Below are 16,126 nucleotides of genomic sequence, written 5' to 3' on the forward strand. Positions count from 1 at the left end.
AACTACACCCACGTCCGGGGGCGGTAACGATTGGCACGTTCCACCAGGTCGATCCTTTCCTCGCCGCCCTGCGCGAGCCGGGCCAGCATGCGGTACGAACGCTCCAGGCCGAACCGCAGTCCACGCTCGTCCAGGCCGCTGCCCAGCAGCAGCCGTCCCCCGGCGGCGTCGGGGACGGCGGAACCTTGGCCACCGGAGAGTACCCAGTCCAGCGCGGAGCCGAGCACCTCCGCCGCCAACTGCTCGCGGCGCGCCGGGTCCAGGCCGTACGCCTGGAGCGCCTCCACCTGTCCGGCGGCGGCGGTCAGATCCTCCAGGAACGGTACGTCACCGGCGACCGCGGTGCGTTGCCGCAGCCGCGCCCGCACCGCCGCCACCCGGGCGGCCGTGCAGTGCACGGAACTCTCCGGGACCGACTCCAGCGTCACCACGGCGGCGCGCCGGTCACCGGTGGCGAGCTGTACCCGGGCCAGGCCGAACGCGGCGCTCACGAAGCTCGGATCGGTCGACCAGACCAGGCGGTAGTACTCGGCCGCGTTGTCCAGCTGGCCCAGCACCTCCGCGCACAGACCGAGGGCCAGCTTCGGCGCCGGTTCGCCGGGGAAGGCGTCGTAGATCGCGTCGAACGCGAGGGCGGCGCCCTCGTGGTCGCCGGTGACCAGCGCGGCCACGCCCCGGTACCAGACCACCCGCCAGTCGTCGGGCCGGTCCGCCTCCAGCTCCAGCAGGGTCCGGTGCGCGGTGCCCGCGTCCCCGCTCTCCAGCCAGGCCCGCACCTGCCGCAGCCGGGTCTCGGTGGACGGGGCCGGCGCGGCGGCGAGCGCCCCGGCGAGTTCGGCGGGCGCGGAGGTCAGCAGGCCCGCCAGGAAGCCCGCGTTGGGGTCACCGGGGTCCACGTGCGGCACCGGCAGCGCCAGCGCGGCAGCGGCGGTGTCCACCGGCCTGACGAGCCCCTCGGTGAGCGCGGACGCGGCGGACGGACCGGGCGTGTCGCGCGCCCCCCGTCGCGCCCCCAGCCGCGACACCTCGCCGGACAGCCGAGGGAACAGCTCGGTGTCGGTGACCCTCACCTCGGGTCCGAACAGCGTCGACAGGGCCGGCCGGGCCTGCCCGGTCTGGAGCGAGACGACCTCCCGCAGCACGCCCGTCAGCTGCTCCGCCATCTCCTGCGCGGACGCGAACCGGCGCGCCGGGTCCGGGTCGGTGGCCCGCACCAGCAGCCGGTAGAAGGACTCGTACTGCCGGAACACCTCGATGTGGTCCGGATCCGGCAGGGAGTCCACGAAGACGTTCGTGTAGCCCTGGAAGTCGAAGGTCAGCACCGCCAGGGTGCGGGCCACCGTGTACAGGTCGCTGGCCACCGACGGGCCCACGTCGGCGACTTCGGGCGCCTGGTAGCCGACCGTGCCGTAGATGGCCGACTCCTCGTCGTCCATCCGGCGCACGGCGCCCATGTCGATGACCTTGAGCTGGCTCTCGGTCTGGATGGCGTTGTCGACCTTGAAGTCGCAGTACAGCAGGTTGCGGCTGTGCAGATGGCCGAGCGCCTCCAGGGCCTCGATGCCGTACGCGCAGGCCTGCTCCACGGGCAGCGGATCGCGCTTTCCGGCGCTGGTGCGGCGGCCGTTGGCGATCTCCTTGAGCGACTTGCCGCCGACGTACTCCATGACGATGTAGCCGTCGAGCGAGCCGGTCCGCTGGTCGAGGTGTTCGACGAAGTTGTAGATCCGCACGATGTTGGCGTGCTCGATCTCCGCGAGGAAGCGCCGCTCGGAGATCGCGGCGGCCATCGCGTCCTGGTCACCGGTGTCCAGCAGGCCCTTGAGGACCACCCAGCGGTCGGAGACCGCGCGGTCCACGGCGAGGTACACCCAGCCGAGCCCGCCGTGCGCCAGACAGCCCACGACCTCGTACTGGCCGTGCACGACATCGCCGGACCTGAGCTTCGGCACGAAGGAGTACGGGTGGCCGCACTTGGTGCAGAAGCCCTCCGTGCGGCCCGCCCGTTCGTCGCGCGAACGGCCCACCGGCGCCCCGCAGTCGGAGCGCGAGCAGAACCGCTTGCGCTCGGGCACCTCCGGGTTCTCCAGCACCATCGCACGCGGATCGGGCCGCGGTACGTCCGGGACCTCGACCAGACCGACGCCGAGCCGTCCGCGCCCGGAGGCACTGGCGGCGGCACCGGAGCTGCGCACCGACACCGAGCGGCTGGTGGAGCGCCCCGACAGGGACCGCGACAGCCGACCCGAGACCGAGCGGCGCGACTTCGAGGACTGCGAGGACGTACGGGAGCTTGCGCGGCTACTGGCGCGTGAACTCGCGCTGCCGGAGCTGTCCTTGTCGCCGGCCGACGGCCCGGCCGGACTCGCGGAGACCACCGGGGCCAGCCCGCAGGTGTCGCAGTACAGCTCGCCGCCGCCCACGTCCTCGTAGGCGCCGCCGCAGCCGGGCCGCTGGCAGGTCCGTGTCCCACTCATGAGCTGCTCTCCCCCCGACGATCCTCCGGGCCGCCCTGCCCCGGCACGCGGGGGGCGCCCAGCTGTTCGGCCGCCGCCTGCTGGTAGCGCAGCACGGCCTGTTCCGCGACGCGCAGGTCGCAGGGCGCGCTCCACAGCATGCGGCGGGCCGCGTCGTACCGCTCCACCAGCAGCGGGTCCTCGGCCATGCCGTGCCGGGCCACCTTCGCCTTGTACGCGTCCAGCCGGCCGCGCAGTTCCGCGCGGACCGCGAGCGGCGCGGTCACGGCCGTCAACGACTCGCGGGCGCGCAGCAGTTCGTCCTCGGCCTTCTCCTCCAGCGACTCCAGCAGCGGGGACAGCCGGTGCCACTGGCCGTGCCTGCGGTACTCGGCGGCCGTCGCCAGCTGCTCCTGGAGCACCGTCGGCGGACCGCTGACGACCGGGACCTCGGTGGCGGCGATCTTCGCGAGGACCTCACCGCGCGCGGTGCGGGCCTCGGCGAGCGTGCGGTCCGCGCGGGAGAGCACGTCCCGCAGCTTCACCAGCCGGGCCTCCGCGTCCTGGCGGACCGTGAGCACCGCGTCGATCTCCCGGCGCACCTCCTCCAGCGCCCGCGCCTCACGGTCGTAGACCGTGGTGTCGGGCCTGCCGCCGCCCGGCGCCGAACTCCCCTGCGCGGGGCACCAGTAGGCCAGCGGGTCGGACACCACCTGCTCGCGCAGGGCCGTCAGCGTGCGGGTGATCCGCTCCAGGTCGTCGCCGGCCGGATGTTCGCCCGGACGCACGCCGACCGAGTGGGCGAGCCTGCGGGTGCGCTGGAGCTCCGCGGCCAGTAAATCGATCCGGGCGGGCAGCGCCGACCAGACCGCGTCGGCGGTGACGACCATGTCCAGCGAGGTCGCGTACAGCTCGTTCATCCGGTCCACCAGCGTCACCAGCGTGAACCGCTCGCTGAGCTTGCCCGAAACCCCTTGCAGGGTGGGTGCGTTGGCGGTCGCCGCGGTGGAACCGGCGATCGTGACCGACTCGCCGCGCAGCAGCTCGGTCAGCTCCACCAGGTCCTCACGGCTGGACCAGCGGCGCCGGGAACGGATCTCCCGGGCGCCGCGCAGGGTCGCCGTGTAGGCGTCGAAGTAGGCCCACAGCAGCGTGATCGAGGCGTCCGTGGACGCCCAGCGCTCCTTCGTGACGCCGGTCAGCTCGGCCCCTTCGAGGAGTCTGCGGCCCGCGTGGTCCTGGAGGGCCAGCAACGAGGTCTCGATCGCCTCGTGCTCCGCGCCGAGCCGCGCCAGCGCACGGTCCACCTCGTCCCGGTCCATCACCGGCCCGGGGGGTCCCGTGACGCCCATCGATCACCTCTCGCTGCTGTGTCGGTTCGTGCATGTGTTTGTGCGTGGGGTTGCGCCGTTCTCAGGTCGCGTCCTCAGGTCGTACGCAGGTACTGCGGTGCCGGGGGCTCCGACTCCGCCGCGTCCGCCCCCAGTGTCGCCGAGAGCCACTTGTCGTAGGACGACTGCCAGCCGCCGGAGGTGTCCTGGCGGTACTCCACCAGGATCCGGTTGACCCGGCGCACCAGGTCGTCGGCGTCCTTCTTCATCGCCACGCCGTAGTACTCGGTGGTGAACGCCTCGCCCTTCAGCTCCACCGTCGGGTCCTGCGCGGCCTGGCTGGCGGCGAGGGCGCCGTCGGTCACCACCGCGTCCACCTCGCCCAGTTGCAGCCGGACCAGGCAGTCGAGCTGGTTGGGGACGACGGTCGAGTCGATGTCGGCGCTGGCCGGCAGGTCGCCGTCATCCTTCCCCTGCTTCAGCGTGGAGTACGCCGTCGAACTGTCGGCGGTGCAGATCCTCCGGTCGGCGAGGGTGTCGTCGTACCCCGTGACCGTCGAGGACTTGGGGGCCAGGACCTGCTGGCCGGTCTTGAAGTAGGGCGCGGAGAACGCGACGTCGGTGAGGCGGTCGCAGTTGATCGTCATGGTGCGGACGACCATGTCGACCCGGCCCTCCTGGATGGCCGGGATGCGCTGGCTGGTGGGGATCGCCTTGAACTGCACGGCGTCCGGGTCGCCGAGGATGTCCTCCGCGATACGGCGCACCAGGTCGATGTCGAAGCCCTCCAGCTCGGCGGTGCCGGTGCTGTTGGGGTTGCGGTAGCCCCAGCGGTAGCTGTTCTGGTCGACGCCGACGATCAGCTTGCGCTTCTCGCCCTGCCGGTTCTTGATCGCGTCGATGGTCGGGCCGTCGGCGCCCGAGGGAGTCAGCGTCTGCTTCTCGGGGTCGACGCACTCCTCCTCCGCGCGGGCGTGGGTGCCCTCCGCGACACCCGGTCCGCCGATCCCGGTGCTGCCGTCACCGCGGGCCTGGGTGAGCGGCAGCAGCAGTGCGAGCAGCGCCGCGAGGGCGCACACCGCCGCCATCGCGCCCACGCCTCCCCAGCCCCGCAGACTGGCCCGCAGCCGGGCCCCGCCCCCGAGGGGCCTGAAGAACCTGCGACCGTGCATCGTCACTCCCCCTCTCACCGGTACTCCGACAGCCTGCGGCCGATGCCCAGTACGGCGCCCGCCGCACCCAGCACGGCGAGGACGGCGGCGCCGATCGACAGCCCCGACATCGCGCCCAGGCCGTCCCCGGCCGCGGCCTTGAACTCGGTCGTCTCGTGCTCCAGTGCCTTGGCGAGGTTGGTGTCGACACTGTCGAAACACTCGCCGGTGGTGCCCTTGGCGCCGATCACCTTGTCCAGCGCCCGCTGGTACTCGCCGTTGTCGTCCTCCGCGCGGGCCGAGGCGTGGCGCTTCTTCCACTCCTGCATGTTCCCCACCGCCGCGGTGACCGGCTGCTCGCCCGCCCGGTCGTCCGCGAGATCCTCGGCCAGGGCGAGCCCCTTGCCGAGGGTCTTCATCTCCTGCTCGAAGTCGTAGTCGTAGGCGTCGTAGGACACGTCGCCGACCTTCTTCGTCTGGGCGCCGCGCGAGACCAGCGTCAGGTTCTCGTTGCCGCGGGCCTTCAGGGAGGCGATCCGGGCGTCGTGCAGGACGTTCAGCGAGCGGACGCCGTGGTCGTAGGAGTCGTTCAGCCCGGCGCGGGCCACGCTGTGCCCGACGACCAGCCAGAGCAGGACCACCACGGTGGCCGACGAGGCGGCGACCAGGCCGTGGTTCAGGACCCGGTTCGTCCGGCGGTAGTTGCGGTGCTGCGCCCAGCCGAGCGCGGCCAGCGCGACCACGCCGAGGGTTATCGCGATCCACGGATACGGGGTGGCGGCGTCGTAGTCCTCGCGCAGCCGCTGGTTCTCCCGCGTGTAGAGGTCCTCCGCCTTCGGGAGCATCTCCTTCTGCATCTTCTCGTTGGCGTAGCGCAGATAGGCGCCGCCGACCGGGAAGCCCTGGCGGTTGTACGTCCGCGCCTGCTCGACCAGGCCCTTGTACTCCGGCAGCAGCCGGTTGAGTTCGGCGATGGTGGCGGCGGAGGGGGAGTCGGGGTCGGAGTTGGCCGCGGCGTTCACCAGTTTCTGGGCGGCCGTGCGGATGCCGTTCTCGTAGCGGACCCGGTTGACGCCGGTCTCCTGGCGGCCGGCCAGGAAGCCGCTGGAGGCGGCGGTGTTGGCGTCGGCGAGGGAGCGGTAGATGTCGGCGGCGTCGGAGCTGAGCGGCTGGCTGCTGTGCAGGACGTCGTCGGCGGCGGCCGCGCGGTCGGTGACCTGCCAGGCGGTGACGGCCCCGAAGGCCACGACCAGCAGGGCGAGTACGGCGCCGATGATCCGGAGGCGGCCGGGTTCCGTCGTCGCCGCGGTGCGCAGGCGGGCGGTGCCCTCGGTGAACGCGGTGCGGCGGCGCTCGGGTGGGGCGGAGGGAGTGGGGGGAGTGGGGTGGGACTGTTGGGGTGGGAGGGGTGGGGGTGTGGTGGTGGGCGCGGTGGGGTGCGGTGGTGGTGGTGCGGTGTTGCTGTGCGCCGGCTGTGTCACTTCGACCTCCCCCATGGTCATCCGTCGCCCGCCAGTATCACTGCCTTGGCCTGCCGACGGCCAGGCGGGATCCCGGATCACCCCCTGCCCATGAATACGCGCCGGGAATCGGTTCGGTTCCGGTGGGGGTGTGCGGGAGTGTGCGGGGGTGCGGGGGTCGGTCTGGATTCGCCCCCGCCGCCCCTTCCCTTCCCTCCCCCAGAGGGGGACCCCCACCGGGGGCTGCGCCCCCGGACCCCCTTTCGGCCCTGAAGGGGCCTCGTCCTCAGACGCCGGACGGGCTGGGTGAGTTGTAGTGGGCGCGTACTTGGGATTTCGCCTGTTCCCCTGCCTTCGTGCTGTCCAGGCCCAGGAGGATGGCGCCCATGACCGGTGGGGCCGTTACCACTGTGGGCGTTGCTTTGGGGGCTCGGGTGGACAGTCGGTCCCGGATGGCCGTGTCCAGGAGGGGGTGGCGGGCTGCCAGGACGCTGCCGCCCAGGACCACCGGGGTTTCCTCCGTCAGGAGGTTCAGTCTGGTGAGGGCGACCGTCGCCATCGTGACCACCTCGTCCGCCAGTCGGTCCACCAGGGACCGCGCCACCGCGTCGCCCGAAGCCGCCGTCGCGAACAGGACCGGGGTCAGCTCGTGGCGGCGGGACAGCGGGAAGCGCTCCAGGTGGAGGGCCTCGATCAGGGCCGGCATGGAGGGCAGGCCGAAATGGGCGGGGAGCGCCGAGGCCAGGGCCGTGGGCTCGCCGCGTCCGTCGTCCGCCCGCGCCGCGAACCACAGTGCCTCCTCCGCGAGGCCCCAACCACCGCCCCAGTCACCGGAGATGCGGCCCAGCGCGGGGAAGCGGGCCGTGCGGCCGTCGGGGAGCATGCCCACGCAGTTGATGCCCGCGCCGCAGACCACCGCCACGCCCCGGGGTTCGGCGACGCCCGCGCGCAGGATGGCGAAGGTGTCGTTGCGGACCTCGACCGTCGACCCCCAGCCGCGCGTCTGGAGCGCCTCCGTCAACTCGGCCTCCTCCACCGGGAGATCGGCGTTGGCGAGGCAGGCCGAGACATGGCTCACCGAGTCCACGCCGGCCTCGGCGAAGGCGCGCCGGACGGCCTCCTCGACCTTGTCCACCGCCGTGTTCACACCGACCGCCGGAGGGCGGAATCCGCCTCCCCGGGCCGTTCCGACCACCCGCCCCTCGGCCGTCACCACCGCCACGTCGGTCTTGCTGTTGCCCGCGTCGACAGCGAGGACCGTGCCCGTCATGCCCACGCGAGGTGCTCCCGGTTGTGTGCGATCAGCCGGTCGGTGAGGGTCTCCGCGTACGCGTACTGGCCGATCAGCGGATGGGCCAGCAGCGCCCGGAACACCCGCTCGCGGCCGCCCCGCAGCGCCGCCTGGAGCGCGAGGTCCTCGTAGGCCGTCACGTTCGCCATCAGTCCGGCGAACAGCGGGTCCACCGCGGGCACCGGCAGGGGCGCGGCGCCCCGGTCGCCGACCGCCGCCTGTACCTCGATCACCGCGTCGTCCGGGAGGAAGGGCAGCGTGCCGCGGTTGAGGGTGTTCACCACCTGGTACGGGCTTCCGCCGCCGCCCAGGAGCGCGGCGGCGAGGTCCACCGCGGCCTCCGAGTAGAAGGCGCCGCCCCGGCGGGACAGAAGGTCCGGCTTCTCGTCCAGCGCGGGATCGGCGTACAGACGGAGCAACTCCGCCTCCATCGCGGCGACTTCCGCGGCCCGCGAGGGCTTGGTGCGCAGTTCGTCCACGACCTCGTCGTGGGCGTAGTAGTAGCGCAGGTAGTAGGAGGGGACCACGCCGAGCCGGTCCAGCGCGGCGCGGGGCAGGCGCAGGTCGGCGGCGATCGCCTCGCCGTGACCGGCGAGCAGTTCGGGCAGGACGTCCTTGCCCTCCGGGCCGCCCAGCCGGACCCCCGTCTCCCAGGTGAGGTGGTTCAGGCCCACGTGGTCCAGGTGGACGTCGTGGGGGGCGACCTCCAGCAGGGCGGCGAACTTCCGCTGGAAGCCGATCGCCACATTGCACAGCCCCACCGCGCGGTGTCCGGCCTGGAGCAGGGCCCGGGTGACGATGCCCACCGGGTTGGTGAAGTCGATGATCCAGGCGCGGGGGTTGGCCCGGCGGACCCGTTCGGCGATGTCCAGCACCACCGGCACCGTGCGCAGCGCCTTGGCGAGCCCGCCCGCTCCGGTGGTCTCCTGGCCGACGCAGCCGCACTCCAGGGGCCAGGTCTCGTCCTCGTTGCGGGCCGCCTGGCCGCCGACGCGCAACTGGAGCAGGACGGCGTCGGCGCCCTCCACGGCCCGGTCCAGGTCGCCGGTGGTGACGACCCGCGCGGGGTGGCCCTGGCGGGCGAGGATGCGTCGGGCCAGGCCGCCCACCAGTTCGAGACGCTCGGCGGCCGGGTCCACCAGGACCAGTTCCTCCACCGGCAGGGTGTCCCTCAACCGGGCGAATCCGTCGACCAGTTCGGGGGTGTAGGTCGATCCTCCGCCGACCACGGTCAGTTTCATTGTGCGGCTCAACCCTTCACTCCGGTCAGTGTGACGCCCTCGACGAACGCCTTCTGAGCGAAGAAGAACACGACGATCACGGGGGCCATGACCAGGACGGTCGCGGCCATGGTCAGATTCCAGTCGGTGTGGTGCGCGCCCTTGAAGGACTCCAGGCCGTAACTGAGTGTCCAGGCACCGGGGTTCTCGGAGGCGTAGATCTGCGGGCCGAAGTAGTCGTTCCAGGCGTAGAAGAACTGGAACAGGGCCACGGCGGCGATGCCGGGCTTCGCCATCGGCACCACGACCCTCAGCAGGGTCCGCAACTCCCCGCAGCCGTCGACCCGGGCGGCGTCCAGGTACTCGTCGGGGATCGTCAGCAGGAACTGGCGGAGCAGGAAGATGGAGAACGCGTCCCCGAACGCCATCGGCACGATCAGCGGCCACAGCGTGCCCGACAGGTCCAGCTGCTTCGCCCAGAACAGGTACATCGGGATGATCACGACCTGCGGCGGCAGCATCATCATCGACACGACGAGCATCATGGACAGATTCCTGCCCCGGAAGCGGAACTTGGCCAGCGCGTACGCCACCGGGATCGAGGACACCACCGAGAGCAGGGTGCCCAGGCCCGCGTAGAGCAGGGTGTTGCGCCACCAGGTGAGGAAGCCCGGGGTGTCCAGGACCCGGCGGTAGTTGTCCCACTGCCAGGTGTCGGGGACGAGGTCCCGGGTGAGCGCCTGCTGGTCGCTCATCAGCGAGGTGAGGACGACGAAGACGAAGGGCAGGGTGAAGAAGAGCGCGGCGGCCACCCCGAGGGAGTGCACGGCGATCCACTCCAGCAGCGCGCGGCGGCGGGCGGTGCGGGCGCCGTCGTCGACGGGCGGCGACGGCACCGTCTTGTCCAGTACGTGAGTCATCGTTCTCCCGCTCCCAGCAGCCCGCCCCGGCTGCGCATCAGCAACGCCGTGAACGCCATGGCGAGGACGAACAGCACCAGGGCGACCACACAGGCGGCGCCGTAGTCGAAGCGTTGGAAGCCCAGGTTGTAGACGAGCTGGGGCAGCGTGAGCGTCGACTTGTCGGGGTAGCCCGGTTCGAAGGACTGGCCGGAGCCGCCGATGACCCCGGACGCGACCTTCCCCGCCACCAGCGGCTGCGTGTAGTACTGCATGGTCTGGATCACGCCCGTCACCACCGCGAACAGCACGATCGGCGAGATGTTCGGCAGCGTCACGTACCGGAACCGCTGCCGGGCCGAGGCCCCGTCCAGTTCGGCCGCCTCGTACTGCTCCTTCGGTACGTCGAGCAGGGCGGCCATGAAGATGACCATCAGGTCGCCCACGCCCCACAGGGCCAGGGCGGTGAGCGCCGGCTTGGACCAGGCGGGGTCCGTGAACCAGCCGGGGGCCGGCAGCCCCAGTCCGTCGAGGACCGAGTTCACCGGTCCGGTGCCCGGGTTGAGCAGGAAGACGAAGGCGAGGGTCGCGGCCACCGGCGGGGCGAGGTAGGGCAGGTAGAACAGGGTACGGAAGACGCCGGTGCCGGTTTTGATCTTCGTGATGAGCAGGCCGACGCCGAGCCCGAAGACCACCCGGCAGGTGACCATCACCAGCACCAGCCACAGGGTGTTCCCCAGCGCGGGCCAGAACATGGGGTAGTCGGTGAAGACGTAGGTCCAGTTGTCCAGGCCGCGGAACTCGGGGGTGTTGAAGCCGTCGTACCGCATCAGGGAGAAGTAGACGGTGGAGAGCAGCGGGTAGGCGAAGAAGACCGCGAAGCCGATCAGCCAGGGGGAGAGGAAGGCCAGCGTCCGCAGGGCGGACCTGCGGCGCCGGACGGCGAGCGTGGTGGACATGGGCGGCTACTTCGCCTGCTCGATGTCGCGGTCGATCTGCTCGGCCGTCTTCTCCAGGCCCGCCTTGAGATCCTTCGCCTTGCCGGACTCGTACTGGTAGCCGAAGTCCTGGAGGGTCAGCTGGTAGGTGGCGCCGTTGACGGAGTTCGGGGCGGTGCTGGACTCCGGGTGCCGGGCGATGTCCAGGAAGGTCTTGAAGGCGGGGTCGGTCTTCAGGTCCGGCGACTCCAGCGCCTCGAAGGTGGACGGCACGTTGTGGATGGCGTTGGAGAAGGCGACGACGGCCTCGGTGTCAGTCGTCATGTACTTCACCAGCTCCCACGCGGCGTTCTGCTTCTCGCTGCGCGGCGCGATCCCGATGATCGTCCCGGAGAGGAACCCCTTGCCGTACTCGTCCACCTCGTCGTCCGCGACGGGCAGCGGCGCGGTGCCGATCTCGAATCCCGGGTCGCTGTCCTCGGCCATGCCCAGGCGCCACTCGCCGTCGAGCTGCATCGCCACCTGGCCGGTGTGGAAGGGGTGTTCGGCGCCCCACTCGTCGCCGAAGGTGTTGCGGTACTTCTCCAGCTTCGCGAACCCGCCCAGGTCGTCGACGAGTTTCTTCTGGTACGTGAACATCTCCGCGAAGGCCGGGTCCTCGGCGATGTTCGACCGGCCGTCGGCGCCGAAGTAGGCGTGGTCCCACTGCGACATGTAGTGCGAGACGACGGTCTCGTAGCCGTGGTAGGTCGGCATGAAGCCGAGCTGTTCGTAGGAGTCGCCCTTGGTCTTCGTCAGCTTCTCGGCGACCTCCGCGAACTCCGACCAGGTCTTCGGCGGTGCCTCGATGCCGGCCGCCTCGAAGGCGTCCTTGTTGTAGTAGAGGCCGTAGGCGTCGCCGAGCAGGGGGAGGGCGCAGCGCTTTCCCTCGAACTGGGTGTAGTCGAGCATCGGCTTCGGGATCGTCGCGTCCAGGTCGAGGCCGGACTTGTCGATGAACGGCTTCAGGTCGAGGAAGGCTCCGGAGGAGCAGAACTTGCCGACGTTGGAGGTGGTGAACGACGACACCACGTCCGGTCCGTTCGAACCGCCCGCGCGCAGGGCCTGGTTGAGCTTGTCGTCGTTGATGTTGCCGACGACCTTCACCTTGATGTTGGGGTGCGCCTTCTCGAACCGGTCGACGTTCTCCTGGACGGCCTTCACCTCGGCGGGCGAGCTCCAGCCGTGCCAGAAGGTGAGGGTGGTCTCGGCGTTCGGGTCGTCGTTCGCGGCGGAGCCGGCGTCGCCGGTACAGGCGGTGGCGAGGAGGGCGAGGGAACAGGCCGTGAGGACATAGGCCGCATTTCGGATGGACATGGGCATGGCGAAGTCTCCCTGGGAGGGACGGCAGGGGGTGGAGGAGGGGAGGGGGGAGTGCGGGTGCGCTCAGCGCGAGGTGTCGAAGACCTCGTCGCGGGTGGTCGCGAGCGCGCTCTCCAGCGCGCCGCGCAGTACGGGGTGTTCGGTCACGTCGCCCAGCACCAGCCGGGGCCGGGAGGCCGCCAGCTCCGCCAGCTCGGCCTGGACCAGGGCGAGCAGCCGCTCGCCGCCGGAGCTGAGGGCGCTGCCGCTGAGGACGACGAGTTCGGGGTCGAGCACGGAGACCAGTGAGGCGAGACCGGTGGCCAGACCGGTCGCGTAGGTGGTGAGCAGCTCCCGGCGGGGTCCGTCGCCGCTGTCCGCGGCCCGCGCCAGCAGGGTGGCGGCGACCTCGGTGTACGGCCCTTCGGGGATGTCCTCGTCGCCCAGTTCCCGGGCCAGTCGCGGGATCACCTGGGCGCCGGCCAGCTCCTGGTAGCCGCCGCTGTTGGTGCGGGTCACCTGGCGGACCAGGGGCGCGCCCGGCACCGGGAGGAAGCCGACCTCGCCGGCGCCGCCGGTCCAGCCGCGGTGCAGCCGGCCGCCGAGGACGAGGGCGGCGCCGAGTCCGGCCTCGTTCCACAGCAGCACGAAGTCCTCGTGCCCCCGCGCCGCGCCGAGCCGTTGTTCGGCGACCGCGACCAGGTTGACGTCGTTCTCGTACTCCACCGGCATCGGCAGCGCGGCGGCGAGGTCGTCGAGGATGTGGGGGGCGTGCCAGCCGGGCAGATGGGCGGCGTAGCGCAGCCGGCCGGTGTTGGGGTCGAAGGCGCCCGGGGTGCCGATGACCAGCCGGCGCAGGTCGTCACGGGTGAGCCCGGCGGCCTTGACGGCACCGTCGAGGGCGTCGGTGACCTGCTGGACGACGGGGTGGGCGGGCCGGCGTCCCGGGGTGGGGAGTTCGAACCGTCCGACGGTGCGGCCGGTGAGGTCGGCGACCGCGGCGAGGATCCGCTCGGGGGTGACGTCGAGTCCGGCGGCGTACCCGGCGGCCGGGTTGACGCCGTAGAGCTGGGCGCTCGGGCCGGGCCTGCCCTCGGTGGTGCCGGTGGCGAGGACCAGGCCCGCGGCCTCCAGGCGGGCCAGCAGCTGGGAGGCGGTGGGCTTGGACAGGCCGGTGAGCTTGCCGATCCGGGTGCGGGACAGGGGGCCGTGCTCCAGCAGCAGGTCCAGCGCGGCGCGGTCGTTCATGGCGCGCAGGACGCGCGGGGTGCCCGGCGTGCCGGCGGTTCCTGCCACGTGTCTGCACCTGCCTCTCGGGGGGACAGCTTCTCACGCCTCTCCGCCCACCGGGGAGGGCTCAAGAAGCACTGTTAGGAAAGTTTCCTATCGGTTGATGAGGAACGTAGGCCCAGGCGTCGGAGCCGTCAAGGGCGGACCGGAAAATGATGTGCGAACGGCCACCGGTACGGGGGCCCGGGAAAGGGGCGCGTTCCGCTGGAGCTCGCACACCTCCGAGTTCGTCCTCACCGCCGTCTCCCCGGTCGTCGACGTCGCCGAGGACGACGGCCCGGTCGCCTTCCCGCTGCTGCACGTGCGCACGGTCGTCCCGCGGCTCGACGCGAGCGAACCGGTGCCCGAGGAACGGATCCTCCGGTCCCTGGAGCGACGGGAGCGGCTGGACCTGGCCCGCGTCGGGGAGACGTCCGCCGAGCGGGAGGAGCGGCACTTCGGGGAGGCCGACCACGAAGGGGGCGGAAGCTTCGTACAGACCCGGTCGGTCCGGCGCGTCGAGGCGGACTTCACCCTCGACTGCGCCGGCGACGGACCGAAGGGCGCAGACCCGATCCACGGCCATGTGACCACCTGGCGCAGTGGCGGCGAGGCAGCCCTCCGGTGCGGATGCACCAAGGGTGCGTCGAAGCGGTCCGCCTGGGTCCGGTAGGCCTACGACCTGGCCTGCGGGGGTACTTCGTCACGCTCGGCGGGGGCCACTCCGCCCCCCTCGGCAGGGGCCACTCCGTCCCCCTCGGCAGGGGCTACTTCGTCACGCTCGGCGGGCTCAGCGGAGTAGCCGCCAGGGACTGCGGGGACGCGGTGTTGGCGTAGGCCGACGGGGCGGCCATGCCCGCGGTCGGGTCGGCCGGGGCCGCGTCGTCCACCGGCAGCGGCAGGCCGCCGACCATCTGGATGTCCGCCGCGTCGAAGGCCCGCTTGATCCGCCAGCGCAGCTCGCGCTCCACGGTGAGCGACTTGCCCGGCATGGTCTTCGCCGAGACCCGCACCACCATCGACTCCAGCAGCACGCTGTCCAGGCCGAGCACCTCGATCGGACCCCAGAGCATCTCGTTCCAGGGCTCCTCCTTGCTCATCCGCTCGGCGACGTCCGAGATCACTTCCTTCACCCGGTCCAGGTCCTCGGTCGGGCGCACGGTCACGTCGACCCCGGCCGTCGACCAGCCCTGGGAGAGGTTGCCGATGCGTTTGACCTCGCCGTTGCGGACGTACCAGATCTCGCCGTTGTCGCCGCGCAGCTTCGTCACCCGCAGGCCCACCTCGATGACCTCACCGGAGGCCACGCCCGCGTCGATCTGGTCGCCGACGCCGTACTGGTCCTCCAGGATCATGAAGACGCCGGAGAGGAAGTCCGTGACGAGGTTGCGGGCACCGAAACCGATCGCCACACCCGCGACACCGGCCGAGGCCAGCAGCGGCGCGAGATTGATGTCGAAGGTGGACAGGATCATCAGGGCGGCGGTGCCCATGATCAGGAAACTGGCCACCGAGCGCAGCACCGAACCGATCGCCTGGGAGCGCTGACGCCGCCGCTCCACATTGACCAGCAGGCCGCCGATCGCGGTCCCGTCCACCGCCTGGGCGGTGCGGTTCATCCGGTCTATGAACTTGGTGATGGCCCGCCGCACCGTCATTCTCAGCACCGCCGCGATCACCAGGATCAGCAGCACCCGCAGACCGATCGCGAGCCAGGTGGACCAGTTCTCCTCGACCCAGCTGGCCGCGTTGGTGGCGCGCTCCTGGGCGTCCTGGAGCGTCGGGACCGCCGGGCTCGTCCCCGAGGGGGACGGGGACGGTGTGGAACCGGCGGCCAGCAGGACGGCGGACAAGGACACGGCGGGTACCTCCAGGTGCGTTCTGCCTCCCGGTACGGCGGCCGGGCGTCAAGGTCGACAAGGTCACGGAAAGGTCACCGAGGGGGCAGACCCACCACACTAACGGTGCATCGTGTGTGGATCGTTGCAATGTTCGAGGGAGAGACCGTGCTCACCTGGGGATGAAGAAATGTGTGGTCGAAAACACTCTCAGCCCGTTACCCGGACATGGTGGCGCTTTCACCAGGGCTGAGGGGAGACTGACTACAGATCGTCCCGGCGCGAGCCACGCGCCGCCGACGCCCAAGGAGGCATCCGTGCCGCATGTCCTGGTCCTCAACGCGTCGTACGAGCCGCTCGGCGTCGTACCGCTCCGCCGCGCGCTCGTCCTCGTCCTCGAAAACAAGGCCGTCTGCCTTGAGGAGTCCGGCGCCTTTCTGCACAGCGCAACCGTCACAGTCCCCGCACCAAGCGTGGTCCGGCTCAAGCGATTCGTCCGGGTTCCCTATCGGGGGCCCGTTCCTCTGACCCGCCGGGCGCTCTTCGCCCGCGACGGGGGCCGGTGCATGTACTGCGGTGGCGTCGCAACCAGCGTCGACCACGTCATCCCGCGCAGCCGCGGGGGCAAGCACGTCTGGGACAACGTGGTGGCCTCCTGCCGCCGCTGCAACCACGTGAAGGCCGACCGTCACCTGTTCGAGATCGGCTGGCGGCTGCGCCACAAACCGGCTCCGCCCACGGGCCTGGCCTGGCGCATCATCGGGACCGGACATAGGGACCCGCGCTGGCTGCCGTACTTGCAGCCGTACGGCGCGGACGACGCCCTGGCCCGGATCGACGGCATCTCAGCCTGACGATCCGGGCCTTCGTGCGTCGTGGAGGGCACGCGGGCGCGTGGGTGTGCGGGCGCGCGGGGACCAGTGGCGTGGTCC

13 protein-coding genes are annotated in these 16,126 nt (G+C 71.4%); 2 read left to right on the plus strand and 11 right to left on the minus strand.

Annotated elements, in window-relative coordinates; translation table 11 throughout:
* Positions 1-2 precede the first annotated feature (2 nt).
* From AB0E07_RS14505 to AB0E07_RS14550, 10 genes are all read right to left on the minus strand, one after another.
* Positions 3-2,477 carry a tetratricopeptide repeat protein gene (locus tag AB0E07_RS14505; RefSeq protein WP_362250381.1) on the minus strand — a complete coding sequence of 825 codons (2,475 nt, stop codon included), beginning with the start codon at positions 2,475-2,477 and terminating at the stop codon, positions 3-5.
* The gene (locus tag AB0E07_RS14510; protein WP_362250384.1) at positions 2,474-3,808 is read right to left on the minus strand and encodes a hypothetical protein; all 1,335 of its coding nucleotides are present in this window, start codon (positions 3,806-3,808) and stop codon (positions 2,474-2,476) included. Before AB0E07_RS14510 ends, AB0E07_RS14505 begins: the two co-directional genes overlap by 4 nt.
* Positions 3,809-3,882: 74 nt before the next feature.
* Positions 3,883-4,959, minus strand: a complete 1,077-nt coding sequence (locus AB0E07_RS14515; RefSeq protein ID WP_362250387.1) for a glutamate ABC transporter substrate-binding protein — start codon at positions 4,957-4,959, stop codon at positions 3,883-3,885.
* A gap of 14 nt (positions 4,960-4,973) precedes the next feature.
* On the minus strand, positions 4,974-6,434 hold the full coding sequence (locus tag AB0E07_RS14520; protein WP_362250390.1) for a hypothetical protein: 1,461 nt from the start codon (positions 6,432-6,434) through the stop codon (positions 4,974-4,976).
* Between the two features lie 250 nt (positions 6,435-6,684).
* Positions 6,685-7,668, minus strand: a complete 984-nt coding sequence (locus AB0E07_RS14525; RefSeq protein ID WP_362250393.1) for a BadF/BadG/BcrA/BcrD ATPase family protein — start codon at positions 7,666-7,668, stop codon at positions 6,685-6,687.
* On the minus strand, positions 7,665-8,930 hold the full coding sequence (locus AB0E07_RS14530; RefSeq protein WP_362250395.1) for a 6-phospho-beta-glucosidase: 1,266 nt from the start codon (positions 8,928-8,930) through the stop codon (positions 7,665-7,667). Before AB0E07_RS14530 ends, AB0E07_RS14525 begins: the two co-directional genes overlap by 4 nt.
* 8 nt (positions 8,931-8,938) lie before the next feature.
* A complete protein-coding gene (locus AB0E07_RS14535; protein WP_362250398.1) occupies positions 8,939-9,829 on the minus strand; it encodes a carbohydrate ABC transporter permease in 891 nt (296 codons plus the stop codon).
* Positions 9,826-10,767, minus strand: coding sequence for a sugar ABC transporter permease (locus AB0E07_RS14540; protein ID WP_362250400.1), 942 nt, complete (start codon positions 10,765-10,767; stop codon positions 9,826-9,828). Before AB0E07_RS14540 ends, AB0E07_RS14535 begins: the two co-directional genes overlap by 4 nt.
* 6 nt (positions 10,768-10,773) lie before the next feature.
* Complete coding sequence (locus tag AB0E07_RS14545) at positions 10,774-12,102, minus strand: ABC transporter substrate-binding protein (protein WP_362250403.1); 1,329 nt, start codon at positions 12,100-12,102, stop codon at positions 10,774-10,776.
* Between the two features lie 69 nt (positions 12,103-12,171).
* Complete coding sequence (locus tag AB0E07_RS14550) at positions 12,172-13,383, minus strand: ROK family transcriptional regulator (RefSeq protein WP_362250406.1); 1,212 nt, start codon at positions 13,381-13,383, stop codon at positions 12,172-12,174.
* Between the two features lie 151 nt (positions 13,384-13,534).
* Here AB0E07_RS14550 and AB0E07_RS14555 point away from each other — a divergent pair, with 151 nt between their 5' ends.
* On the plus strand, positions 13,535-14,029 hold the full coding sequence (locus AB0E07_RS14555) for a hypothetical protein (RefSeq protein WP_362250409.1): 495 nt from the start codon (positions 13,535-13,537) through the stop codon (positions 14,027-14,029).
* A gap of 94 nt (positions 14,030-14,123) precedes the next feature.
* Here AB0E07_RS14555 and AB0E07_RS14560 read toward each other — a convergent pair whose 3' ends face one another.
* Complete coding sequence (locus tag AB0E07_RS14560) at positions 14,124-15,215, minus strand: mechanosensitive ion channel family protein (RefSeq protein WP_362250412.1); 1,092 nt, start codon at positions 15,213-15,215, stop codon at positions 14,124-14,126.
* A 296-nt stretch (positions 15,216-15,511) separates the two neighbouring features.
* Here AB0E07_RS14560 and AB0E07_RS14565 point away from each other — a divergent pair, with 296 nt between their 5' ends.
* Entirely contained in the window at positions 15,512-16,048 is a 537-nt protein-coding gene (locus AB0E07_RS14565) for an HNH endonuclease (RefSeq protein WP_351924226.1), read from the plus strand.
* Positions 16,049-16,126: the final 78 nt, after the last annotated feature.

It is taken from the genome of Streptomyces sp. NPDC048002 (assembly GCF_040653275.1).
GTDB lineage: Bacteria > Actinomycetota > Actinomycetes > Streptomycetales > Streptomycetaceae > Streptomyces.